The organism is Acinetobacter courvalinii, assembly GCF_014635545.1.
GTDB lineage: Bacteria > Pseudomonadota > Gammaproteobacteria > Pseudomonadales > Moraxellaceae > Acinetobacter > Acinetobacter courvalinii.
Window position 1 is genome coordinate 454,353 of sequence record NZ_BMDA01000001.1, and the last position, 25,082, is coordinate 479,434.

The following is a 25,082-nucleotide window of genomic DNA, read 5'->3' on the forward strand; positions in this document are numbered from 1 at the left end:
ATCATAAAAGAAATCATAAGAACTGATGTTAATGAAGTGTCAACTAATTATCATTTTTATTGAGCAATCTAGTATCTTTTTTTAAGATATTGGGTGATATTCCTAACCAATTGAACGTGTTTTATTCCATTGCCACTGGTCATTGTAGAGAATAAATATATAGCGTGAGTAGAAGTATCAATTTCCATACTATCTTCATCCTATCAATTAAATATAAAGCTCAAAGAGCCAAGCGATACACGCTGACTCTCTGAGCAAAATTACGAATAGGGAATTAACTGTATTATTTGGCTGCTTGATTAAATTCTTTAAAATCAGCTTTACGTATTTTGGCGTGAATCCCTTTGGTTTTATCCACTACCTGTGAAACCTCAAAATCTGTGGCTGCACTTAGATAAGCATAAGCAAGCGCTTCATCAATGCCATATTCCTGATTTAAAAAACGGATTGCTTCACGAGTCGACTTTTTCATAGCTTCATCTAATTCCTCATCCAGTCCTGGCGTAATCCAGAATTCTGCATTCTCTGCCAAAGGCTGCACAATTTCCTTACCCGGAATTTTGTCTTTGCCTGCTTTTAATAAGGTAAATTTAAGGGTTGCACGAGCGGATGCTTCTAGTGCTGTCAGTGCAACTTCACCATCACCCTGTGAAAAATGGCTATCGCCTGTATAGAACAGCGCACCGGGAACTTGTACTGGGTAGTAAATGGTTGATCCTGCACCTAACTCATTGATATCAATATTACCGCCATACATTGCAGGCGGGACAGAATGGACAGGCTCAGATGTATTGGCTGCTACGCCCATAATGCCCATAAATGGATAAAGCGGGAAACGAATCGCTTTTCCTGATTCTGTTTTGAGTACGCCTTCGTATTCACCTTTGGCGTTCTTTTCTATCGGGGTAAATACTGAAACATTCCCATAACGTTCTGGGTGAGTAGCAGATGCATTTTCTTGTTTAGGTTTTTTAGGAAATTCACCCACCAGTGCTCCTTTACCATGACGATTGGAAATCACGCCGTAAGGAACACGAGGTTCAACTTTAATGACTTCGACTTTTAAAATATCACCGGGTTGTGCACCTTGAATTTCAACAGGTCCAGTGACGATATGCGGGCCATCCTGATGAAAATCATGTTTTAAATTAGACTTCGTAATTGTTTTTGCTTCATCGAGAATATTTTCAGCTTTTACACCTTTCGATTTAAAATATTTTTCTGCATCACGCCCTTGATCCTCCAATAAGCCTTCATGTGAGACCGTATCAAAGGTCACCACACTTCCTGATGGAACGGCAATAACAGGCTTGGCATCTTTATTGGGTAAATAGCCCCAAGTGATGGTCTCTAAAGTCGAAGGAACATAATAATTGCCTTTATAGTTACCATCTTTTAGCTGGACAGGTTTATTTGAGATCTGTTTAAGAATATTAAAACTTTCTGCGTAAACCGTTGACGTCGCAAAACTGCTGAGAATGACAAAAGAAAGGAGCGAGCGCTTAAACATAAAACATATCCTAATGAATTTAAAAAAATAACGGATAGGTTTAGAGCAAATTTTATGCCACGCTAAACTTCGATTTTATTGGATAATTTAAATGAAAAATGCACTATATTCTTACACAATAGCTGTCTAATCTAGTGCATCAGCCTCCTAACAAATCAACAGCAACCGATATTCGCCTTTTTTTTCAATTGGCGCTCGATGAACACAAGGCAAGACCTGTTGGGTGGGGTGATCTACAGCCAAGCGCCAAAGATGTCCGATCCCTAAATTGACTGGTTGAGCATCAGGTTGGGCTTGATAATGCAAATCAAAAAAGTATTCTTGCAAGAAGTGTTCAAATTCAGCTTCCGGCCCGTCATGTAATTTTCTGAGCTGTTCTCTGATTTCCGGGATTAAAATTTTTTGCTCAACCTGATCATTAGGCAAGATTTCGCTAGCCGCCCCATGATAGGTGCATAAAAATGTATCCGTTGCGATGGGCGACCGATCGACGTGATAGGAATAGACATCTGTTGAAATGAAATCCAGTTCGTCATCGCGCTGGTAACTTTCAATTAAATTAAGAGTAGGTAAGGCTCCAAGATCAGTCAATAACTGTATATCCTGCAAAATCATTGTTCTAGCTAGATTCCCTTGTTCTGAAAGGTGCAGTGCTAAAAGGTCTTCTGCCGAAATTTCGGTAACATTTTCTTTTAACTGAAGCTGAGTCACGATTTCTTTAAAATCTCCAAGCGGATTTCTATGCCAGCAAAGCGCATTCATTTCTCCTTGGAAATGCGTGTTAATCAGTTCAGAGAAAGTAGACACCACACCGACTTGCTTGTGATCAGAAAATGTATTGTTCATATCAGCAGTAAAAAAAGAAACCATCCGCAGTAATATACACTGAGTTCTTGAAGATTTTTAATTTGATTTATTCGAGGAGATTAACTTTAAGCAACTGGATGAATTGGTGGTAGGCAGTTGCCTTAGTTAAGTAAAAATATAGATGTGCTGGGGCATTAAGGTGAGCGGAAAGAGCAGTTTTGAAAGATAGTATTTTATAAATTGAATAATTCACCAAATATTTTCTTCAGCAAATTTTAGTTATCACTAAAAAATTACATCAAACTATGAGGAATAATAACTGAAGTTTATGGGTATACAGATCTGTATAGACAGCAGGTTCCTATAATTTGTAAAATGGATTAAATTTAAGGGAATAGCTGATAACGGAAGCTTGAACATTCCTCGGGCCCTAAAGAACTTAGGGGGTAATCTAGACAGGTGTTTTCATTTTCATTGTTAAGTATTCCTGCCATTTGTTGATACGCAAATCAATGTACGGGAGAACAGAAAACTTAATTAAAAGTGCTAAATATCTATTTAGATTAGTATTTTTAAATACTAATCCTTTTGAAGGATGTGAATATAATTTTTTTGAGAATTTTTATGGATAATAAAAAGAGCAATTGCAATTTTACAGAAGTGAGCCAAATTCTTTCATTTTGGCGAGATTTAGAAATTTTTACGATACCATCTGCTCCAACCGCGAAAGATAGTAATGAATTTACAAAGATCACCACCTTAAGGTTTGGTGAAGAATTACCTTGGAATAAGTCAGAGTATCAACCAACACAAAAAAATATATACACACATACAGTCTATATTGGTGTGACAGAGCAAGAATATCTCACCCGACTTATTTTGCAAAAGGTTGTAAGAAAAGAGTTGAGTGATAAAGAGCGTGAACGCATTTCTGGTACTGGTTGGTTAGCTTCTTTTTCGGTAAATGAAAATGGGCGTTTGATTGAAGATAGTTATACACCAGCCAGTTATGTATATGGTACTCAAGCTTTAAGTGTAGGAGAGTCTCTTACAAATCTGAATGTTAGACTTACACGAGCAAAAGAAGAGTTTGCTCAGCGCTGTCACTGTTTATCTCAATCAAAACTGGACTATCGCTGTTCATGGAAGGATTTACAAAGTGAGACGGAATTAGTTCGTTCTATTTTTGAACAGGATGATCAGGCTGGGCTAGATTGGCGGTTTATCGTTGTTACTAAACGCTCTCCCAAAAAACCATCTGATTTAGAGAAAGTTGAGCAAGAAGTTAACTTTCTTAATTCATTTTATTTAGATGATCTTGACCAAATGCTGAAACAGAGTATGTCGAAGCAGCCATTTGGACAAGCATTATCAGCATATCTTGGCTCCTCGATTATTCATGATGATCGAATAGATATTTTAAAAAATCATGAGGCTATGGCGGAGCTTGTTTGTGCTTCACACTTGCCGATTAGTCGCTGGCCTACATCACCCGATAAACCATTGGTATTAGCACAACAAGCTGTTGTTGCACATATTCAAAACTTTTTAAGCAAGCAAGATGGAGTTATTGGGGTAAATGGTCCGCCTGGTACAGGAAAAACGACTTTATTATGCGATGTCATCGCAACAGTCATTACTGAGCGTGCCAAGCGAATCTCTGCGCTATCTACGCCTGAAGCTATATTTAAAGAACCTATTCGACTCATGGGGAGAATGTTCTCACCGATTTTAGAAGAGTTGGTACGGGATACGTCAATTGTTATCAGTAGTAACAATAATAATGCTGTGAAAAATATCTCACAGGAATTACCTGCACTTAGTAAACTAGAAAAGCAGTACGCATCAACCTCCTTGTATTTTCCAGAAGTCATAAAGGGGGTATTTGATAGTCAAAAAGTTCTAGATGGAAATCAAAAAACGATTCCGACTTGGGGAATCATTGCGGCTGCATTAGGTAATAGTACGAATCGTAAATCTTTTGCGCGGGCTTTTTTTAAGGAAGATCATGTTACTGATAACGAGGAGGTGAGTAATAAAGATTCATTTGTATCAATGAAGCAAATACTTGAGGATGCTATTCCCCATGTGAATAGTTATCGCCAAGAATGGAATCAAACAAAGCGCGAACTTCTCGAATTAATTGAGCAACTAGAACAAATCCGTTCTATTTTGACGAAAGCAGAGCATGCTTCAGTGTCTATTTCTGCAATTAGGGAGAACAGAGAAAAGTTATCACAAACGGTTATACTAAAAAATAAAGTATTAAATGAGCATCAACAGATATTTGATCAGTTACAGCATGAATTACAAGATCAATCTATCTTAATACAGTCTAAACAGCAGATATTAAAGCAAATCCAGATCTCAGATGGACCTCGACTCTGGGATCGTCTATGCGCATTATTTGGTTTTCGGACACAGCGTCTGGAAATCTATAATAAGCGGATTAATGAGGTAACCTTATCATTGCAAAAAAATACGTCTCACTATGAAAACTTAATTGATGATAGGACAACACGAAATAAAGCGATAAAAATCTGTCAGCAAGAGTTATTAGAGCTTAATAATGAATCTCTCAAGTTAAAACAAGAATATGAAAGGTTAAGCCATGATTTATTGGAGATAAAGAATTTAGGCGTAAAAAATATTGTTGGTCCTGATTTATGGAAGTTATCATTTGAAGAACTCCATCGAACTTCAGTAAATACGTCAGAAGTCATAGATGATCTGAGGGCCCGTATTTTTATTAAATCAATGCAACTGCATAAGCTAACGATTTTATCTAATGCCAAGAGGTTCTTAAGCAATTTGAGAATGGTTGGACAAATGCTGGCAGGTAATGCAAAGGGATTAGAGTATGAAGGTCGCCCATTAATTTGGGATAGCTTATTTTTTGTTGTCCCTGTTGTATCGACAACTTTAGCTTCATTTAGTCGGCTTTTTGCAGGCTTGGGACAAGATAGTTTAGGCTGGTTACTTATTGATGAAGCTGGTCAAGCTACTCCTCAGTCCGCAGCAGGAGCAATTTGGCGGAGTAAAAAAGCGATTTTAATTGGTGATCCATTACAGGTAAAACCCGTATTTACATTACCTGATAGTATTGTTGAAGTCCTGTGCAAACAAAATAATGTAGATATCTCTTGGTCCCCGGTATTTGAGTCGGTACAAACGATTGCTGATCGAATAACACAATTTGGTTCATGGATTGGTGATGGTAATGTAAATGAACTATCAAGAATCTGGACGGGTATGCCCTTAAGGACACATCGTCGATGTGACGATCCGATGTTCTCAATCGCAAATAATATTGCTTATGCAGGGCAAATGGTGCAAGGTCGTGTCGATAACCTTGGAAACCCTAAAGTGACAGAGATTGCTTATGACATTGGTGCTAGTTCATGGCTCAATGTGGATTCAGTAGATTCTATTCATCCTGTTAATTATGAAGAACTTAATGTATTGATCTATTCATTAAGAAAGCTTGAAGCAAATCAAAAAAAATCAGCTGATCAGTCAAGAATCAAAGTATATGTCATTTCTCCTTTTAGAAAAGTTATCCAAGCTTGTAAAAAGCGTATTAGAGAAGAAAGACTAACAGGTATTGAATGTGGCACTGTGCATACCTTTCAAGGGAAAGAAGCTGAGATTGTGTTTCTTGTATTAGGAACGTGTAAGGATCAAGGCGAGGGGGCCAGAGCTTGGGCTTCCTCAAGCCCTAATCTGTTAAATGTTGCTGTAACTAGAGCTAAGAGTCGTTTATATGTCATCGGTAATATTCATACTTGGTCTAAAATGAATTACTTTTCGACTTTGTTTGATGCTATGCCAGTAAAAACAGTCAATATCACTAATAGATCAATTGAGTTGGAATAACTTATAGTCATTAAGAACCGTCATTCTTAAAGCTAAAAAAGAGCTTAAATAAGCTCTCTTTTAGTTCCAATGGACTTATTTACAACTAAAGTTTTCAGCTTTTTCGCTATCACCTTGACCATTGTAACGGGCAATCAGTGGGTAAGGACAAAGTGGACGGGTACGATCTGGTGCCCAATCTTGAGGAAGCTCAGTATTCACTTGACCACTCGGATTACCTGCACCGCGTGCAGTGGCAATGATTTTTTCAGGTGCTTGGCCATATTCGACCCAATTAACTAAAGCAGTCAATGCATCAAATTGGTCAGTCGCAATGCCATCACGGGTATGGTTCATACCCGGAACTCTAAAGAAACGTGCAAATTCAGGTGCTGTACCTTTTGCATCATTTTTATAGTGTTGTAGCAGTTGATCATACCAATTTTGAGTGTCATCTACAGAGAAAACGCCATCTGCTGTGCCTTGTACCACAATCATTTTTCCACCGTGATTACGCAGTTTATCTAGATTAAGTTCATCGGGCGGCATCATGAATGACATGGAACTTTCGGTGTATACATCATTGGTTGCCGAGAGTTTTGGATAGTCGGTATCGAAGTCAAAATTAAAGGCAAATTGTCTAGAATTTTGAGTCACAGTTGGGTCTGGTGGAACCTGAAAAAGAATGCCGACTGCAACTGGGTCACGTGCTGTTCCCACCGAAGATTCGAATTTCCAGCTTGCCCAGTTACTGCCGACTAAACCGGGGTCGAAAGGCTGGGTTGCATAGAGCGCTTGTCCAGCCGAATTTACAGGGCCGCGGTAAATGTTGGCTAATACATCAATTTGTTCGGTGCTTAAACAAGTACCATCTCTTGTGCTTGAGCAAACGGGTACATCTTTGTGAATATCAAAAGCTGTACGGCAAGCCTCGACATCTTGAACCAAGCCATCTGCAACACCGTCTAGAGCATCGCATCGATCTAAAATCGCTTTTGCTAATACTTTGCGCTCTGAAAGGGTAAGAGCGGTACTTAAATCATTTTCATCTGTTGCGACACGACGAAGCTGTTGTGCTGTGTAGAGTTGAGCTGCGGCTGCACGAGGTAAATGAAAACCCGGTGTGCTTGCTAAAATTCCATCATATTGGTCGCCCAAACGAGTTGCAGCAATCATGGCATGACGCCCGCCGTTCGATGTGCCGCCTGCATAGGAGCGATCTGGCAATTTACCATATGCTGTTTTAATTAGATTTTTTGCCATAGGCGTGAGTTTGGTAATCGCACCGTAGCCGTAGTTAATTCTAGCTTGAGGGTCTAAACCAAACATTGGATTTTGTGAAGCGTTATGTCCTGCATCGGAAGAAATGACAGCAAAACCATCATGTAGGGCATTGGTGAGTGGACCACCGCTGCCGACCTGACCCGTTGCAGGTACTAAGTTACCATCGGTTCCACCATTGCCTTGATAGAGGAAACGGCCATTCCAGTCTATTGGTAGGCGCATTTCAAAACCAATTTGATAGGTTTGTCCATCCACAGGGCTTACACGTTGGTCCATATAACCTTTGATCAAACAATGAGCGCCAATCGGTTTGTTGGCGACAGTCAATGTGCCTGCTTCTTGAAGGGTAGCTGAGCTAATGACCGTATTGTTGTACTGAAATCCGAGTAAGTCTGAACAGCTTCCTGTCATTTTTACGCCAACAGCAGGAGACAACTGCGGTGGTTTGGTTGTTGAGGGAACCGTTGTCTCATCATTATCACTTCCACAGCCCGTCAAAGCACTAAGAATGGCAAGCACCAAAGCGGAGCGGGTCAAAATTCGTTTATTGTCGGTGTAATTCATTTATTCATATCCTTATTGAATGAATGTTTGCAATTAATCTAAAACCAGAAAATTCGCTGTGCTTCGTGCAATCATTTTGTTGTTTTGCCAAGCTTCACTTTCAAGATTCAGTACAGTTTTGCCTTGTTTAATGAATCGACATTTTGTAATGACTTCGCCCACAGCGCAGGGTCTTAAAAAATCCATCGTTAAGTTAATGGTGGTGGCGGGTTTACTGTCATTTGCAAGAAATGCAAAAAGCCCCATCACGTCGTCAAGCATGGCGCAGATCATGCCACCTTCAACGGTGCCGCGTGGATTGGTAAAGCTTTCTAGCGCCGTGTAGTGGATGGTGAGTTCAGTGTTTTTTTCATTCCAATGGATATTGTGTCCACCCAAATGGTGATGGATGGACGGTAAGTGTTCTAAAGTTTTTTGATCCATAGTGAAGGTTCCATCCTTTTTGTTGGTGTTATAAAAATTATTATTTCAGGGTATAGGCATCATAAATAACCGCTTTGCCCAAACGCATTGCACTACCTACCGCAACGGTCTGGTTAAGCCATGAGTATTTTGGTGAGCTGGTTTCAAACTGCATGGTAATTTTGAAATAGTAATTTTTCGGGTCGACATCTTGGCCTTGAGCAAGCTGTTTTAGTATTTCTGCCGAGCCATGTCGGTAACCTTTGGTTTGAAGATAAATAAGTGCACCGTCATCGGTTTCTAACAAATATCGCGTATCAATAATTGCCAATCCTTTACTGTCGACAATTTGCCAATCTGCGCCGTTATTTAAAATGCGGCCTTTAAGTGATTTCCCTTCAAATGTCCCACCTGTAATAGGAATAATTCGGCGCTTACCAGCATCACTGGTGGTGCCTAATTCCCAAACAGGCGCATTTAAATCAACACTAAATTTTGCTAAAGGCTCAAGCTGAATAGGTGGCGGGCTATATTGTGTTTCGGCATGAGTCAGGGCAATCAGACTCATGCCGCAGAGTAGTGCTACAACGTTCTTCATGATGAACTTCCCGAAATAAAAAGAGGTTCTATATGTGACAGAACCTCTCGTTTTGAATTATTTAAATTTCCATGTGTAGTCGATGTTGATGCGGGTTTCGTTGACAGGTTTGATATTGGCTGTAGAGAGCATGTTGTTGTCATAAATGGCGTAGCGCGCACGTAGCCCTAGATTTTTTAACCAGCCACTTTGAATGGTGTAGCCTAAATCAAAGTCTGTTTCGCGTTCTTTTAGATTGGTTCCGCCTAAGTTGGGTGCATAAATATTGTGACCTGTGGTGTAACGGGTCATAAAACGCAAACCCGGTACATAATCTTTAAAATCATATTCATAGCGGAAGCTATAGGCTTTCTCTTTTGGGTTTAAAAACTCGCCTGGCCATGTATCAATCAGTAAGCCAGTTTCACCTCCCGTCAAATATGGAAAGGCGGTGTCGCCGTGATGTTGGAAGGTTCCAAAAATAAATTTATGGTTTTGATGTTTAAGTTCGAAATGCGCATGATACAGGTCATTATCGACCAAGCCGGCTTTTGCTTGTCCGTCATCTCGGCTGCGGTAGTAACGTAATTGTGAACTCAGATTGGTGCTGTCATTAATTTTATATTGATGTAATACACCGACCAGCGTTTGATTATACAGATCATCAACATCCATATAAAAAGCGGTAAGTTTGAGTGCAGGATTAAACTGATAGTTTCCACCTAAATAATAGAGCCCATCAGTTTCGGCACTTTTAAATCGTCCATTTACACCTGAAATTTTAATTTTTTCATAATCGGTCGAATCACGATGATTCACTTTATCGAGATAGGCCGCTTGTAAGTCGAAGTCTTTAATATCTTTACTGGTTAGTGAAATACCTCGATAGGTCTGAGGAAGCAAACGAGCAGGTGAAGCCACTAAAACAGGGTTCATCGGCATGAGCGTACCGATGCGTAGCTCGGTCTGGCTCATTTTCGCTTTTGCCGTGACGCCAATTTCGCCATAAGAGTCAGCAGGTTCATTGGTGACCGTATTTCTGATTAAATTGCCTGTACCTGCATGTTGGGCATCGGCATCCAGCTTAAAGCCGGCCGTTGCCAGTATATCCAGCCCAAAACCGACAGTCCCTTCGGTATAACCTGAATTGGCTTTAAGAATAAACCCTTGTGTCCAGTCCTTGGCAGCAGGGTAAGCGGATTGCTCTTGATAGTCACGGTCAAAATAGAAATTTCGCGTGGTGAGTTCTACTGAACTGTTGTCAATAAAATTGCCAGCCCACACTGAACCAGAGAGCATAAGGGTAGAGTACATCCATAATTTCGACATCGCATTTCTTCCTGAAATAACATTTTTTTGTTTTAAACAAGGCATGATTGTTGTGTCTGCCTGATTTGGTTTTTAAATCGAATTATTTCCCGAGCAGTTCTCGGGCCACGATTTCCTTCATAATTTCATTGGTTCCCCCATAAATTTTCTGTACCCGTGCATCCACAAAAAAGCGTGAAATTGGGTATTCCCGCATGTAACCGTAGCCGCCAAAGAGCTGAAGTAACTGATCAATCACTTCACATTGAGTGTCGGTGATAAAGCATTTCAGTGCGGCAACTTGAGTGACACTTAACTGCTGTTGTTGATACAGCGCTGCACATTGATCTACAAAGGCTTGTGCGGCTTTTGCTTTGATTTGCGCGTTTGCGAGCACAAAGCGTGTGTTTTGCATTTGACTTAACGGTTGTCCGAAAGCTTTGCGTTCCAGCACATAGTCTTTAGTAATTTCAATGGCGCCTAAAATTGACCCCAACGCCATCATGGAAATGCTTAAACGTTCACGAGGTAACTCTTGCATTAAATAAGCAAAGCCTTGTCCTTCTTCACCCAAACGCTGAGTTGCAGGCACACAAACATCATCAAAAAATAGTTCGGCTGTATCTTGGGCATGCAGCCCGATTTTTTGTAATGAACGGCCTTTTTTAACGCCGTCTAAAGCAGCATCAACTAAAAAAATCGAAATGCCTTTTGCTTTAGCTTGCGGATCGGTTTTCGCCACCAGAACAATCAGATCGGCATGTAAACCATTTGAAATAAATGTTTTTGAACCATTAATACGGCAGTGGCCATTTTCTAAAATGGCCTGAGTGCGTATGGCTTGTAAGTCTGAACCAGCATTGGCCTCTGTCATAGCAATTGCAGTGACGACTTCACCTGTCACCATTTTGGGTAGCCAATAACGTTTTTGCGCTTCAGTTCCAATATTTTGCAGATAAGGTGAGACCAACTCATTTTGTCCGCCAATGGCAACCGCCAAAGATGCAAAGCCAGCTTGAGCCGTTTCTTGAACCAGCATGAGGGAGTAATGCACAGGAGCGCCGTAACCACCGTATTCTTCGGGTACATCGATGCACAAAAAGCCATTTTCCCCAAGACGAAGCCATAGATCACGTGGAATCAGGCCATCTTGTTCCCATTGTTCGTAGTAAGGAGCAACCTGTTCTTTTAAGAACCTGCGATAGCTGTCCCGAAATAGTTCAAATTCTGTATCGTGTGGCATGTTGAACCTTTTTTTAGGCAAAAGTGAGGCTAAGGCCCAAACCGAAGTTTGAGCTTGCTTTTCTATTTCAATTGCTTATTGCTTTAAGGTAGGCACCCGAATAATCAGTGGGTTTTCGGCCTGCTTTTGATAAAGTTCATCAATTAAAGCGGCTCGACGTTTCGTAATACTGCTTTGATTGAGATTGCCTTTATCGGTCACTTCGCCTGCATCGAGTTGAGGCGGCTCGGTCATTAAATAAAGCATTGAGACTGTATTTGAACTGCCCGTCGCATCTTTATTAAAGGTCGTTAAAAATTGGCGGAACCATTGCTGGACTTTAGGATGTTGTAGTATCTCTGCTGGAGAATGTTCGCCCAGCTTAATGCCAGCTTGTTGAGCACAAGCATCTAGTTTTGGAAAAATCAAAAAACCAACCGCATTCAGGTTTGAACCTGTAATACAAACATCTTGAATCAGTAAATTACCTTGAATGAGTACTTTGTTGCGTAGTGTGCCCACATTCACAAAAGTACCTGTATTGAGTTTAAAATCTTCGGCAATTCGTCCGTCGTACATCAGACCTTTAGTTGGATCATTCACATCGACCAAACGAACAGCATCGCCAGTATGGAAAAAGCCTTCATCGTCAAACACAGTGCTTTGCTGGTCTGCCTTTAAACGCCAATAACCTTTCATGACATGTTTGCCACGAACACAAAACTCAAGTTTGTCACCACATGGAACCAACTTGATTTCGCATCCCGGAGCCGGGTAACCAATAAAGCCAGCCATCACACGTGGGCCAGTGGTAAAAGCGCAAGAGGGAGCAGTTTCAGTCATGCCCAATCCGCTCATAATGCGAATTTTTTCTCCGCAATGTTGCTGAGCAATTTTATCGAGTCTGTTCCAGCCCGCTTCTGAAAGCGCTGCACCTGCAAAGAATAAAATTTTAACTTTGGCAAAAAAGCGGTCTCTTAATTCTTCATCTTTTTCTAAAGCTTCGGTGAGTTCTTCCCAACCTTTTGGCACATTTAAATAAACGGTTGGAGAAATTTCTTTCAGATTACGAATGGTTTCGTCAAATTTTCCTGCAACGGGTTTGCCGTCATCAATGTAAATGGTGCCACCGTTATAGAGCGCAATGCCGACATTGTGACTACCACCAAATGTATGGTGCCAAGATAGCCAGTCGAGTAGGACAGGTGGTATTTCTTCAAACTCAGGGAAAGTCTGTAATAACATTTGCTGATTCACACACAACATTAAATGCGTGGTTGGTACAGCTTTAGGCAATTTGGTTGAACCTGACGTAAATAAGAATTTAGCAATTTGGTTTTCATCAAGGGTTTGATAAAACTCTTGAACATTTGAAACAGGCGTATCTAATAGCGATTGAAAAGACGTGCAGATCTGATCACCCACAATCCCTTTATTGGTCACCACTTCAATATCAGGCGTAATACATGCCTGAATGGCTTTGGCGAAGGTTTGTCCATCGTTGGCATAGACCATACCCGGTGTCAGCACTTCAAACACATGTTTAAGTTTGCCAAAGTCTTGAGAAATCAGAGAGTAGGCGGGTGAAATCGCCGAGAAAGGCACGCCTGCCAGCATGGCAGCCATAGACAGTGTTAAATGTTCGAGATCATTACCACTTAAAATGACCAGAGGTCTTTCTTGGCTTAAGTTCCGTTCATGTAATGCCTGAGCAATGTGCCATGCACGTTGTAAAACTTCTGCATAACTCAGTTTGACCCATTCACCTTGAGCATTGCGTTTTGCTGCAAAAATATGGTCTGGTTTGGTTTGTGCAAAATGAATTAATCGATCTGTCAGTTTTTGTGGATACGGTTTTAATTGCTCTTTTGGGCTGATATAGAGCGTGTCATCTTTATGGTGATAATGAATATCATGTTGCCCTAATTTTACCAATCGTTCGCGGTCTTGTGATTGAGTGGCATTCATTTGCATTTCTTTCACTCCATGGAAAGCGCATCACTGCGCTTTATTTTTTTGCATCATGCAATTTTTATTTAATATATTGTTGTCCGCATTAGCCTGACTAAATCGGGTAATGACGTGATTGGGTTTGAATGGTAATCCAGCGTAGTTCGGTAAATTCGGCAACAGAGACTTTACTACCAAAACGTCCGTAACCACTCGATTTTGTTCCGCCAAATGGCATTTGAGCTTCGTCATGTACGGTTGCGCCGTTAATATGACAAATACCCGAATCAATCTGTTGAGCGACTTCTAATGCTTGTGAAATATTTTGGCTAAACACTGCCGAAGAAAGACCGAACTCGCTGTCATTTGCTAGTGCTATGCCTTCTTCAATGCTTGAAAAACGTTGAACTGTGCATACAGGTCCAAATGATTCTTCGCGGTAAAGCAGCATGTCAGGTTTAATATTGAGCACCAACGTCGGTTGCATGGTGGTGTCTTCAATATGGATGCCTAAAGGTAAGTCAGCACCTTTGTTTTGAGCATCTTCCAGCAAATGCTGAATACGGTTTGCAGCGCGTCGACTTTCTAAAACACCGAGTATATTATCTTTTGAAGTTGGATTACCTGCCCGAATAAAGCGAGTTTTTTCAAGCAGCTTTTCAATAAACTGGTCGGCAATTTTGTCTTGAACCAAAACACGTTCGGTCGACATACAGATTTGACCCTGATTAAAGAATGCTCCAAAAGCAATTGCATTTACGGCTTCATGAATATCAGCTTCATTTAAAACCACGACAGGGGCTTTACCACCGAGTTCGAGTAAAACAGGTTTTAAATATTTAGCAGCAGTCTCGGCAATAATTTTTCCGACTTTGGTTGAACCGGTAAAATTAATACGCTTCACGGCTGGGTGAGAGACTAAACGCTCCACGATTTGTGGTGCATCTTCAGCGGCATGCGTAATCACATTGACCACACCTTCGCCAAGACCTGCTTCATGTAACACTTCACCAATGAGACGATGTGTTGCTGGACAGGCTTCAGATGCTTTTAATACCACTGTGTTTCCGCAAGCCAAAGGCATAGCAAGCGCACGTGTTGCCAAAATGACAGGGGCGTTCCAAGGCGCAATGCCAACAATGACACCGCAAGGAACTCGCACACCCATCGCGAGATTGCCCGGAACATCTGACGGAATGAGGCTTCCGTCAATTTGTGTGGTCATGGCTGCGGCTTCACGTAACATGTTGGCAGCAAGGTGAACGTTAAACCCATACCATGTTGCAGTTGAACCTGTTTCTTGCATTCCAGTTTCAATGAATTGCTCGGTCTTTTGGTCCATTAAATCGGCTGCTTTTAACAAACGTAAGCGACGTTCGGTAGGCGAGAGTTTCGACCATACTTTAAAAGCTTGTTGTGCCGAATCGATTGCACGATCAACATCGTCCAAAGTTGCAGCAGCAGCTTTTGTTGCCACTGATCCATCAATAGGACTAATACGCTCAAACGTTGCCTGATTTGATGCATCAACAGCTTGACCGTGAATAAGTAACTGTACATTTTGCATGGGTTGTGTCCTTACATTGCCATTAGAGAATCAAAAGTTAACCAGTACGTTTATAGCTCTGTAAACCCGGTTTAATTGATTTTTCATCTAAAAATTGTTTCAAACCTTCTTGGCGACCATTTTCTGTATCGCGGTGGATACATTGATCAAGTTTGGCATATAAGTAGTCTTCATTTTGGTCCCAAGTCAGTTCACGGCAACGCTTAAAGCCATTTTTAGCGGTACGAAGAACCACAGGGTTTTTCTCAAGTAGACAGTTTGCAAGCTCAGTCACTTCAGCTTTTAGCTGTTCAAGCGGTACGCTTTTATTCACCAAGCCCATCGTTTCAGCTTCTTTACCACTAAAGGTTTTACCCGTCATGATGTAGTACAAAGAGGCACGGTGACCAACAGTATCTGCCATTGCTTTGCTTACAAGGTTGCCCGGTGGGATACCCCAGTTAATTTCAGATAAACCGAAAGTTGCTTCATCTGCTGCAATTGCGAGGTCACACGCCACTAAAGGTGAGAAACCGCCTCCAAAGCACCAGCCGTTGACCATAGCAATCGTTGGTTTTGAATACATACGAAGAAGTTGCCACTGCCAACGGCATGAGTCACGGCGAATACGTTCTTGATAAATTTCTGGTTGAGTATCGACTTCACGGAAATATTCCTTTAAGTCCATGCCTGCTGTCCAAGAATCGCCTGCACCTGTCAACACAAGCACACGTGCATTTTGATCAAGTTCTATCGCTTCAAGCACATCAATCATTTCACGGTTGAGTGTCGGGCTCATGGCATTTTTCTTTTCTGGGCGGTTTAGTGTTACCCATGCAATTCCATCTTCAACTTTAACATCTACTGTTTCCCAGCGGTTTTCATAACTCATCTTCATACTCCTTGAATGATTTTTAGCTGTTCTGGGATTTAATTTAATATCAGTTAAACTTACATTCAAGTCTTTTTTATAAAATTTCATAAATATTTTATAATCAATTGTATTTTAAATATTAATTAATTTTTTTGATGATTTTATATAAAAATATGTTGATTTTTTAGTAAGTTTAACTGATATTTTTGCTGTGTTTAAACAATAATACACAAAGGGCTAAATGGAACGACTAGTCAATAAGGGATAACACAATGGAAAAGATATTAGGACAGTCTGCAAGGGCAAAAATCACGTTGCTATTATGTTTTGCAATCGCAATTTTTGAAGGTTTTGATCTTCAGTCAATGGGGGTGGCCGCCCCACGAATGCGGGCTGAGTTCATGTTGGACAATGGCCAGATGGCGTGGGCATTTAGTGCTGCAATTTTAGGGACACTACCAGGCGCCATATTGGGCGGTAGGTTTGCTGATATTGTCGGGCGTAAGAAAATTCTGATTTTTAGTATTTTACTTTTTGGAATTATGTCTTTGCTAACGGCTTATGCTGCTAACTTTAGTTTGCTGTTACTCATTCGTTTTTGTACTGGTTTAGGAATGGGTGGGGCACTTCCGATGATGATTACACTGGCATCTGAAGCTGTACCCGATAAATATAAAGGTACCGCGGTAAGTATTATGTATAGCGGCATTCCTTTTGGTGGATTACTTACTTCTGTAGTTGCTATGTCGTTGGCTGGCGATGCGGAGTGGCGTCATATTTTCTATATTGGTGGGATTGCGCCTATTTTACTCATTCCGCTGATTATGCGCTTTTTACCTGAGTCAAATGATTACCTGCAACGTAAAGGTCAAGCGCAAAAAACCACGCCTTTCTTGGAAGTTTTATTTGCCAAAGAACGCCGTATGTCAACCATTCAGCTTTGGGTCAGTTTTTTCTGTACGCTCGTTGTACTGTATTTCTTGTTGAACTGGTTGCCGTTGCTGATGGGCGCGCAAGGCTTATCGAAACTTCAGGCAAACTATGTACAGATGGGTTACAACGTGGGTGGAATTTTAGGTTCAATCCTCATGGGTGTCTTACTTGATAAATTACGCATGAGCTTTGTGATTAAGCTGATTTATCTCGGCATTTTATTTTCGCTTTGTTGTTTAGCAATTTCTCCGACCGTGGCTTTACTTGCACTTTCGGCAGTGGGCTGTGGTTTATTCATTGTGGGCGGACAATCGGCGTTGTATGGTCTGGCTGCCATGTATTATCCAACCGAAATGCGTGGGACCGGAGTGGGGACAGCGGTTGCAATCGGACGTATAGGTTCTTTTGCAGGGCCTTTAATGGCAGGGTTTTTACTCTCACTCGGACAAAGTTCGACCATTGTAATTGGTTCAAGCATTCCAGTGATTTTAATTGCAGCGATCTCTGCATTACTTCTTGTCAAAAAACCTAAACAGCCTGTACATTTAGTACAAAGCTCAGGTGCTGGCTAAGTTTTAACGAAAGTATGGGGTTGGTGCCTCATACTTTCATTACAGATTTTCTTATGATGAATGAAAGGTTATGGTACGTTCAAATTTAGTTCAAAAAAAAGCAGAAGATGAGCCGAAATTAAGTTACATGATCGCTCGTGTTGACCGGATCATTAGTAAACATTTAACCGAACATTTAAAAGAACTTGAAATTACCTTGCCGCAATTTACTGCACTTTCGGTTTTAGCTTCAAAAAGTAATTTATCTAATGCCAAGCTTGCTGAACGTTCTTTCATAAAGCCGCAATCTGCCAATAAAATTTTGCAAGATTTACTGGTGAATGGCTGGATTGAGAAAAAACCGGACCCAACACATGGCCGCCGTATTTTAATTACGCTGACAGACAGTGGTATTGATAAGCTAAATAAATGTAATGAAGTGGTTTTAAAAGTTGAAGAAAAAATGCTTGAAGGCATTGATATTAACTTGGCTTATTTAATCCGTAATAATCTCGATATTATGGTCAATAATCTTAAAAATCTTTAATTGAATGTGGTTTTTAAATTAATTTATTAAAATCTACAGAAATGCTTAAGCACTGTTTCACACAGAAAATTTATTTCATTTTACAAATGAACTTGCTAGCATCGAAGTGACGTTTTTGGTGATGTGTGGCAGCGAATGTCTTCAGGACAACAAGTTTTACTTAAACTAAGAAAAATGATTATTTCAGGGGAGCTTGAAGGCGGTGCCAGAATTGCCGAAATTCCGACTGCCGAGTTACTTGGCGTTTCAAGACAGCCTGTCCGTATTGCCTTTCGCTTGCTTGAGCAAGAAGGTCTCCTCATTAAAAACCCAACTCGTGGTTACACGGTTCGTGAAATTTCAGAGCAACTGATTCATGATGCGCTTGAAGTGCGCGGTGTGCTGGAAGGGTTAGCTGCAAAAACTCTGGCAGAACAAGGCTTAAGCGAAGAGCAGAAAAAGACGCTGCAACATTGCATTAAGGAAACTGAAAAACTATTTAATGAAACAGACGGGTTTGGTGATGCTGAACTGGAACGTTATCATCATTTCAACGTCATTTTTCATGACACCATTATTGAAGGCGCGCAAAACGTTGCGCTCATCCAAGCCTTAGCAAAAAACAATCAATTGCCAATGGCTTCTGCCCAAGCCATTACCTATGACCAGAACCAAGCTTTGTCAGAATATCGTCGTTTGCACTATGCGCATTTACAGCATTGTTCGATTTTCGATGCATTGGTACATCGTCAGGGAGGGCGTGCTGAAACGTTAATGCGCGAACACAGTAGTGTGGTGATTTTGGGTGAAACCCTAACAAATGTTCTCAGCGCTTAAAGTGAAAAGTTCCTTTATTTTTGAATAAAGGAACTCCAGAATTAAAGCTCAATCACAAGATTTTTAGTTTTTGCACGAGAACAACAAGGCGTAAATTGGTCATTTCGTGCATGTTCCTCATCGGTCATAAATAGATCCCGATGCTCTGGCGTGCCTTCTACAACGCGTGTAATACAGGTCCCGCAAATGCCTTGTTCACATGAAACCGGGATATCAAAACCATTTGCAATTAATGCCTCAGTAGCAGTTTGCTCTGGTAGTACTTCAATTCGACGGCCCGTACCTTTCACTTCAATCGTGAAAGCTTCATCGTTAGAGGTATCTACTTTTTGAGCGACAAAATGCTCTTGATGTAACTGATCGCTATGCCAATCTGCTTGTTCGGCTGAGCTCATGACAAACTGCATAAACCCTGTTGGTCCACATACATATAAGTGTCTGTTTGGTGAAACTTGGCCTAAAACCTCTGCCATATTACATTCGGTGTCCGGTTGATCTTGAATATGAAAATGGACTTGGTTACCAAAGTGCTCGGTTAAGTTGCCATAGAAGGCGATCATTTCATGACTACGAACAAAGTAGTGCAATTCAAAAGGTATATTGGCCGACTTAAGCCGATACGCCATCGACAAAATAGGGGTAATACCAATACCACCCGCAAATAAAACTGCCTGCTTTGTTTGAGGGTGAATTTCAAATAAATTGCGTGGTTCACCAATCTTTAAATGGTCGCCTTCACGATATTCGGTGTGGATGCAACGTGAGCCACCGCGTGAATTGGCATCATGTAAAACACCAATGACATAACGATGTTTTTCATTGCAGCAGTTTGAAAGTGAATATTGACGGGTGAGGCCGTTTTTCAGGTGCACATCAATATGCGCACCTGCCTCAAAATTCGGTAGCGCTGTGCCATTTGCCGAGACCAACTCAAAAGCACGTATGGTCGGGGTGAGCTGGTGAATTTTCTGAATAATAACGTCCATGTTCATACTCCTTTAAATAATCCGAATGTTTGGAAACTTCTGTGCGGATGTTTCAGGAGGTGTTTTATTTTCTTCGGCAAGGAGTCGCTCAATCACCTTACGAGACTGTACACCACCTGCATCGATGTTGAGCATCAGTAATTTGCGATGTGGATTGTTTAAAATATTTTGCTGCTGTTGCTCCAGCATTTCTAAATCTTCAGTAAAGATTTTGCCTTGACCTTCACGGATTTGATCGGTGAGTTCGGCGTTATCCGGCTGGAAGTTACGTGCCATTCCCCAGAAATACCAGTGTGAGGTTTCGGTTTCCGGTGTAATAAAATCGACCACAATTGAGGAAACTTTTTTGTCATTTGGTGCATGGTAACCACCGTGTCCGGCATGCGCTACACCCACTTCAATGTGGACATTACTTGGCGCAAAGAAGTGGCAACGTTGCCAACGGTCAACGGGTACATCATCTGCTAAGTGGTTACCACGCAGCGCCATTTGCCAAAATGGAGGTGCGATCACATTTTCCATATAGCGTTCGGTAATGACATGGTCGCCGTCAACTTTAGTGACTGGTAATGATTCATCAATTTCTTTTTGTCCGATGCTGCTGGAGTGAACATAGGTCTCGTGAGTTAAATCCATCAGGTTATCGACCATCAAGCGATAGTCACACTGAATGTGAAACAGGCCACCGCCATAGCTCCATTCTGGATGCTCTGCCCATTCTAAAGTTGGCAGTTTTGCTTCATTTGCTAAAGCTTTCTCGCCTGGCCATATCCAGATAAAACCGAACTTTTCGACAACTGCATATGCTTTGTTGCAAGGGAAACCATTGACACGTTGAGCTGGCATTGAAACGGTCTTTCCGTCACAACCCATGACTAAGCCATGATATCCACATACGAGGTTGCCATCTTCTACATAGCCAAGTGAAAGTGGGGCACCGCGATGGGGGCAAAAATCTTCAACGGCTGCAACTTGGTTTTCTTTGCCACGGTAAAAAACAATTTTTTCACCACAGATGGTGCGACCTAGTGGTTTGTCTTGGATTTCTTCTGGGCGGCAGGCAACATACCAAGCATTTTTAATAAACATTGTGACGACTCCTTATCACTTATTGGATCCAATTTATAATAAATAAAAATATTGGTCAATTGATAAGCAGTATATTTTGAAAAAATATTGATCTTTAGGTTTGGCTTTTATGTATATTCTCTGATGTTATTGAAGGCTTTTTGTATTTATTTTGAGTTTTTGGGAGAAAATTTTATTGGTTTTTATTTGGATCCATTTTGTATGCTTGAAAGCTGAATTGGATCTCATATTTGGAATTGTGGTAAGTAAAATGGGTAATGTTTTATGGATCCATATTTTTTGTTTTTATTGTTATAAATAAATTATACTTATGTTTTTCAGTTGTTTAATTTTGGTTTAATTAAATTTAAAAAATATTGTTGATTTTTTGGATCCAAATATTCAGTATAGAAAAAGAGCAGGATGCTCAAAAACAAATATTCCTCTAGGTCTATGGATACGGATATGCATAAGCACACAATTACTCATATTGGCGATGTCGTATGTGTCTCTTATCCGCATTAGGAGATACACAAATGGAAAGAGACGTTCTCAATGAGATCAATCAAAACAGCATGAGCCGCTACCAATGGTTCGTCATTTTGATTTGTATTTGTCTCAATATTATTGATGGCTTTGACGTGATGGTAATGGCATTTACCGCTCCATCCGTGTCAGCAGAATGGTCACTTTCAGGTGCACAAATTGGTTTGTTACTCAGTTCCGGCCTGTTTGGAATGGCTGCTGGTTCCATTTTTCTCGCACCGTTAGCCGATAAAATCGGTCGCCGTTTACTTATCTTGGTTTGTCTTGTGATTGCAGGTCTTAGCATGTTGGGCTGTGCTTTTGTACAAAGTCACGTCATGTTGGCAGCACTTCGCTTTATTACTGGAATCGGGGTGGGTGGCATTCTTGCAAGTAGTAATGTATTGGCAAGTGAATATGCCAATGCTCGCTGGCGCAGTCTTGCAGTGAGTTTAATGTCTACAGGTTATGGCATTGGCGCGACACTTGGCGGAGTACTATCACTGGCATTGATTGAGCATTTGGGTTGGCGTTCAATCTTCTTGGCAGGTGGGGTTACCACTATTGCAATGCTGTTGATCAGTGCCTGGTTATTACCAGAATCTTTAGATTATTTACTCGCGAAAAGACCAAAACAGGCACTAGAACGTATTAATGCAACTGTAAATCGTATGGGGATAAATGAATTACCGGTTATGCCGCGTTATGAAAAAATCAGTACGCAAAATGGCAGTGAGCTGAGCAAATTATTTGCAGGACAGCTTGGATTTCAAACACTTTGTCTTTGGTTTGCATTCTTTTTAGTGATGTTTGGCTTTTACTTCGTGATGAGCTGGACACCAAAAATTCTTATTTCAATGGGGATGTCACCTGAACAAGGTGTAAGTACCGGTATTTTAATTAGTATTGGTGGGATTTTCGGGGCAGCCATTATTGGTTTATTGGCATCACGTATGAAAATTTTCTATGCCTTAAGTCTGTTTTTAGGACTAACTTCGGCATGTGTTTTTCTTTTTGTTGCAGTCTCATCTCAAGTCAGCATTGCACTCATGGTGGGATTATTACTTGGCACACTGATTAATGGCTGTGTGGCAGGTTTATATTCGATCTCTCCAACAATTTATGATGCTGAAATCCGTAGTCGTGGCGTGGGCTATGCCATTGGTTTTGGACGAATTGGGGCTATTTTATCGCCAACGGTTGCAGGCATTTTTTTAGATCAAGGGATTGCACCCGCAACGCTGTACGCCTATTACGGTGTGGTGTTTATTTTAGCCATTTTCCTGATTTTAAGTTTGAGTAATGCTTTTTACCGAAGTCAGAAAGAGCAAAGCTACTCGCTTAAAACAGCACCTTAAATCATTAAAAATTAAATAGTTGAGATAAAAAATGAAAAAGACACCATTATGGGTGGGGGTATGCTTGTGCCCGTTATTGAGTCAAGTTGTGCATGCCGAGTTTATTGCAGACCGTAAAGCTGAGCTGACACTACGTAATTTTTACTTTGACCGAGACTATAAAAAAGACCCATATCCCTATACTGCAGCCAGAGATTGGGCGCAGGGTCTAATTTTTAAAGGACAGTCTGGTTATACCGAAGGGACAGTTGGGTTTGGTATCGATGTAGTGGCAATGGCAGGTTTTAATCTAATGGGAAGCCGTGCTAATGACTATGCACGTAGTGGCTTATTGCAAGTTAATCCTGACAACTCGCGTGATGATTATTATGGAAAAATAGGTATTACAGGGAAGGCGAAATTCAGAAAAAATGAGCTATTTTTAGGAGATATGGTTCCACAATTGCCGACCCTATTTTCATCGCCAGCGCGTTTGTTCCCACAGACTTATCGCGGTATTCGCTTTGTTTCTAATGAAATTCCAAATCTTCAACTCGAAGGCTTTTATGTCGACGAAGTACGTCAACGCGACTCGATTCGTTTTACCGATGTTGGCACGGATAATATCAATCATCGTTTTGACAAGGCGGCAACTACTGATTCTTTTTATACCTTGGGAGGAAGCTATCAGTTAAAGGATTATCACCTACGAGCTTATCATGCCGAACTCAAAGACATTTACCAACAACAGTTTTTGGGTTTTAACGGCAAACAACCCTTAAATGATCAACTTAACTTTTTAAGTGACGTTCGGTTTTTTAACAGTGAGGAAACTGGAAGTAAAAAAATAGGAGAGGTCGATAACCGCCATATCAGTGGTTTATTTGGTTTGAACTATCAAAATCATACGCTTTCTTTGGGCTACATGCAGTCGTTTGGTTCAACTGGTCTGCCGTTTTTGTCGGGAACTGAAAGTCCAGTTGTGCTTGATTTTATGAGTTCGGACTATTCAAATAAAGACGAAAAAGTCTATTCAGTTCGTTATGAATATGATTTTAAAAATGCGCAGGTAGGTGATGTTTCATTAAACGGACTGCGTTTTATGACTCGCTATGCAAAAGGTGAAGACATTGATTTACTGCAATATGGCGATCAGCGTTTTAATGAAGAGTCGATGGAATTTGATTTGGGCTATAAAATTCCTGAAGGCAAGTTAAAAGGTTTGGGAATGCGGGCTCGATTTTCCCACTATCGCAACGATATGCCAACCAATATGACTTTTCATGCTGCGAATGAAACACGCTTGAATATTGACTATAGCTTTAAGTTTTAAACAGTAAATATGTTCAAACGGTTTCTAAAAATCGGGAAACCGTTTGAAAATTCTTTAAAAATTAATAAAAAATAGATATCGGGTGAAAAGGTGTCATCATTTTAACGTTGAATGTCATATTCTTTTCTAAACACCAGCAACAAGCCTAATAAAATTGCGAGCATCCCAATAAGACCTGCTATTGGCAGTTTATTGCCTAAAATTAAAAAGTCGAGTAATGCAGTCACCACAGGAACTAAGTAGAACAAGCTCGTCACATTTACAATATTTCCCTGACTTAGTAGCTTATACAATAAAAGTTGGGCAACAACAGAAATCAAAACTCCAAGAAAAAGAACAGAGATAATAAGTTGTGAGTTCCAGTGGATTTCAAAATGTTCAAATGGAATAAAGATCAAGCATACGACAAGACTGATTGCATATTGTAAGGGTAATACTTCTGTAGGTGCTTGTTGAATCTTCTTCTTCATGATGGCACCAAAAGTCATGCAGAGTAGCGCGGCCAGTGCAAACAAAATACCAATAGGTGCAATCAAAGTCATAGACAAGCTTTTCCAGACCAGAAGAGTCAGGCCTGCTAAAGAGATACATAAACCTAGCAAGCGTGTTTTTTGTATATTTTTCTCCATGATGCATAGCGTTAGAATTGGCTGTATTCCCAAAATAGTCGCAATTAAACCTGGTGTAACGCCATGTGCCATTGCTTGAAAATAACAGATCGAATAACCCGCAATAATGAGAAGTCCAGTGAGTAACACTTGTTTGCGACTCCCATGTTTAGGCAATAATTTTTTTCTATACAGAGCAAGTAAGAGGAGGACTATTAAAGCAGTTGAAAATCGTAAAATTAATAAAGCGATTGGTGATGCGTTATCGAGCCCCCAACGAGTAAAGATCGCAGCGCAGCCCCATAATAGAACAAATCCTGAAGTGGCACTTTGTGCAGCAAGTGTACTTTTATTGAGACGCATGGAATCACTCCTAGTCATTTAATTCCTAAGAAATTATTAAATTTTAAAATAAAAAATGATGATAAAAAGTTATCGAAAAAAGCCTTCAAATCAATGTGACGGCCTGCTGAATAGGG

General features: G+C 40.6%; 19 protein-coding genes. 6 read left to right on the forward strand and 13 right to left on the reverse strand.

Features of this window, described 5'->3' with window-relative positions:
• Positions 1-283 precede the first annotated feature (283 nt).
• Positions 284-1,510: an acetamidase/formamidase family protein gene (locus IEV39_RS02005; protein ID WP_005287456.1), complete on the reverse strand. Its 1,227-nt coding sequence runs from the start codon at positions 1,508-1,510 to the stop codon at positions 284-286.
• Between the two features lie 147 nt (positions 1,511-1,657).
• A complete protein-coding gene (locus tag IEV39_RS02010) occupies positions 1,658-2,356 on the reverse strand; it encodes a DUF1826 domain-containing protein (protein ID WP_032883270.1) in 699 nt (232 codons plus the stop codon).
• Between the two features lie 585 nt (positions 2,357-2,941).
• On the opposite strand from IEV39_RS02010, the gene IEV39_RS02015 reads away from it, so the two are divergent.
• Positions 2,942-6,193: a DEAD/DEAH box helicase gene (locus tag IEV39_RS02015; protein ID WP_005287448.1), complete on the forward strand. Its 3,252-nt coding sequence runs from the start codon at positions 2,942-2,944 to the stop codon at positions 6,191-6,193.
• Positions 6,194-6,268: 75 nt separating this feature from the next.
• Here the strand turns inward: IEV39_RS02015 and IEV39_RS02020 are convergent, their stop codons facing one another.
• The 8 genes from IEV39_RS02020 to IEV39_RS02055 form a co-directional block, all read right to left on the reverse strand.
• Positions 6,269-8,020 carry a tannase/feruloyl esterase family alpha/beta hydrolase gene (locus tag IEV39_RS02020; RefSeq protein WP_005287444.1) on the reverse strand — a complete coding sequence of 584 codons (1,752 nt, stop codon included), beginning with the start codon at positions 8,018-8,020 and terminating at the stop codon, positions 6,269-6,271.
• A gap of 33 nt (positions 8,021-8,053) precedes the next feature.
• Positions 8,054-8,443 carry a PaaI family thioesterase gene (locus IEV39_RS02025; protein ID WP_005287440.1) on the reverse strand — a complete coding sequence of 130 codons (390 nt, stop codon included), beginning with the start codon at positions 8,441-8,443 and terminating at the stop codon, positions 8,054-8,056.
• Positions 8,444-8,483: 40 nt separating this feature from the next.
• Positions 8,484-9,020, reverse strand: coding sequence for a DUF3237 domain-containing protein (locus tag IEV39_RS02030; protein WP_005287437.1), 537 nt, complete (start codon positions 9,018-9,020; stop codon positions 8,484-8,486).
• Between the two features lie 57 nt (positions 9,021-9,077).
• The gene (locus tag IEV39_RS02035) at positions 9,078-10,328 is read right to left on the reverse strand and encodes an OprD family porin (protein WP_005287435.1); all 1,251 of its coding nucleotides are present in this window, start codon (positions 10,326-10,328) and stop codon (positions 9,078-9,080) included.
• Between the two features lie 82 nt (positions 10,329-10,410).
• Positions 10,411-11,550 (reverse strand): acyl-CoA dehydrogenase family protein, encoded by a 1,140-nt coding sequence (locus IEV39_RS02040; protein WP_005287432.1) that lies wholly within the window; start codon positions 11,548-11,550, stop codon positions 10,411-10,413.
• Between the two features lie 75 nt (positions 11,551-11,625).
• A complete protein-coding gene (locus tag IEV39_RS02045; protein ID WP_171067875.1) occupies positions 11,626-13,512 on the reverse strand; it encodes a feruloyl-CoA synthase in 1,887 nt (628 codons plus the stop codon).
• Positions 13,513-13,594: 82 nt separating this feature from the next.
• On the reverse strand, positions 13,595-15,046 hold the full coding sequence (locus IEV39_RS02050; protein ID WP_005287427.1) for an aldehyde dehydrogenase: 1,452 nt from the start codon (positions 15,044-15,046) through the stop codon (positions 13,595-13,597).
• Positions 15,047-15,083: 37 nt separating this feature from the next.
• The gene (locus tag IEV39_RS02055; protein ID WP_171056853.1) at positions 15,084-15,923 is read right to left on the reverse strand and encodes a p-hydroxycinnamoyl CoA hydratase/lyase; all 840 of its coding nucleotides are present in this window, start codon (positions 15,921-15,923) and stop codon (positions 15,084-15,086) included.
• 248 nt (positions 15,924-16,171) lie between these two features.
• Here IEV39_RS02055 and mhpT point away from each other — a divergent pair, with 248 nt between their 5' ends.
• From mhpT to IEV39_RS02070, 3 genes are all read left to right on the forward strand, one after another.
• Positions 16,172-17,404, forward strand: coding sequence for a 3-(3-hydroxy-phenyl)propionate transporter MhpT (mhpT, locus tag IEV39_RS02060; protein ID WP_005287423.1), 1,233 nt, complete (start codon positions 16,172-16,174; stop codon positions 17,402-17,404).
• Between the two features lie 70 nt (positions 17,405-17,474).
• Positions 17,475-17,930, forward strand: coding sequence for a MarR family winged helix-turn-helix transcriptional regulator (locus IEV39_RS02065; RefSeq protein ID WP_005231463.1), 456 nt, complete (start codon positions 17,475-17,477; stop codon positions 17,928-17,930).
• Between the two features lie 123 nt (positions 17,931-18,053).
• On the forward strand, positions 18,054-18,746 hold the full coding sequence (locus IEV39_RS02070) for a GntR family transcriptional regulator (RefSeq protein WP_126687629.1): 693 nt from the start codon (positions 18,054-18,056) through the stop codon (positions 18,744-18,746).
• Positions 18,747-18,787: 41 nt separating this feature from the next.
• Here the strand turns inward: IEV39_RS02070 and IEV39_RS02075 are convergent, their stop codons facing one another.
• Positions 18,788-19,732, reverse strand: a complete 945-nt coding sequence (locus IEV39_RS02075; RefSeq protein WP_005287417.1) for a PDR/VanB family oxidoreductase — start codon at positions 19,730-19,732, stop codon at positions 18,788-18,790.
• Between the two features lie 12 nt (positions 19,733-19,744).
• Positions 19,745-20,821, reverse strand: a complete 1,077-nt coding sequence (locus tag IEV39_RS02080) for an aromatic ring-hydroxylating dioxygenase subunit alpha (RefSeq protein WP_005287413.1) — start codon at positions 20,819-20,821, stop codon at positions 19,745-19,747.
• A 515-nt stretch (positions 20,822-21,336) separates the two neighbouring features.
• On the opposite strand from IEV39_RS02080, the gene IEV39_RS02085 reads away from it, so the two are divergent.
• Together IEV39_RS02085 and IEV39_RS02090 are read left to right on the forward strand one after the other, a co-directional pair.
• Positions 21,337-22,683: an MFS transporter gene (locus IEV39_RS02085; RefSeq protein ID WP_005287410.1), complete on the forward strand. Its 1,347-nt coding sequence runs from the start codon at positions 21,337-21,339 to the stop codon at positions 22,681-22,683.
• 31 nt (positions 22,684-22,714) lie between these two features.
• On the forward strand, positions 22,715-23,995 hold the full coding sequence (locus IEV39_RS02090) for an OprD family outer membrane porin (RefSeq protein ID WP_005287408.1): 1,281 nt from the start codon (positions 22,715-22,717) through the stop codon (positions 23,993-23,995).
• A gap of 101 nt (positions 23,996-24,096) precedes the next feature.
• Here the strand turns inward: IEV39_RS02090 and IEV39_RS02095 are convergent, their stop codons facing one another.
• Positions 24,097-24,966, reverse strand: a complete 870-nt coding sequence (locus tag IEV39_RS02095) for a DMT family transporter (protein ID WP_005287404.1) — start codon at positions 24,964-24,966, stop codon at positions 24,097-24,099.
• Positions 24,967-25,082: the final 116 nt, after the last annotated feature.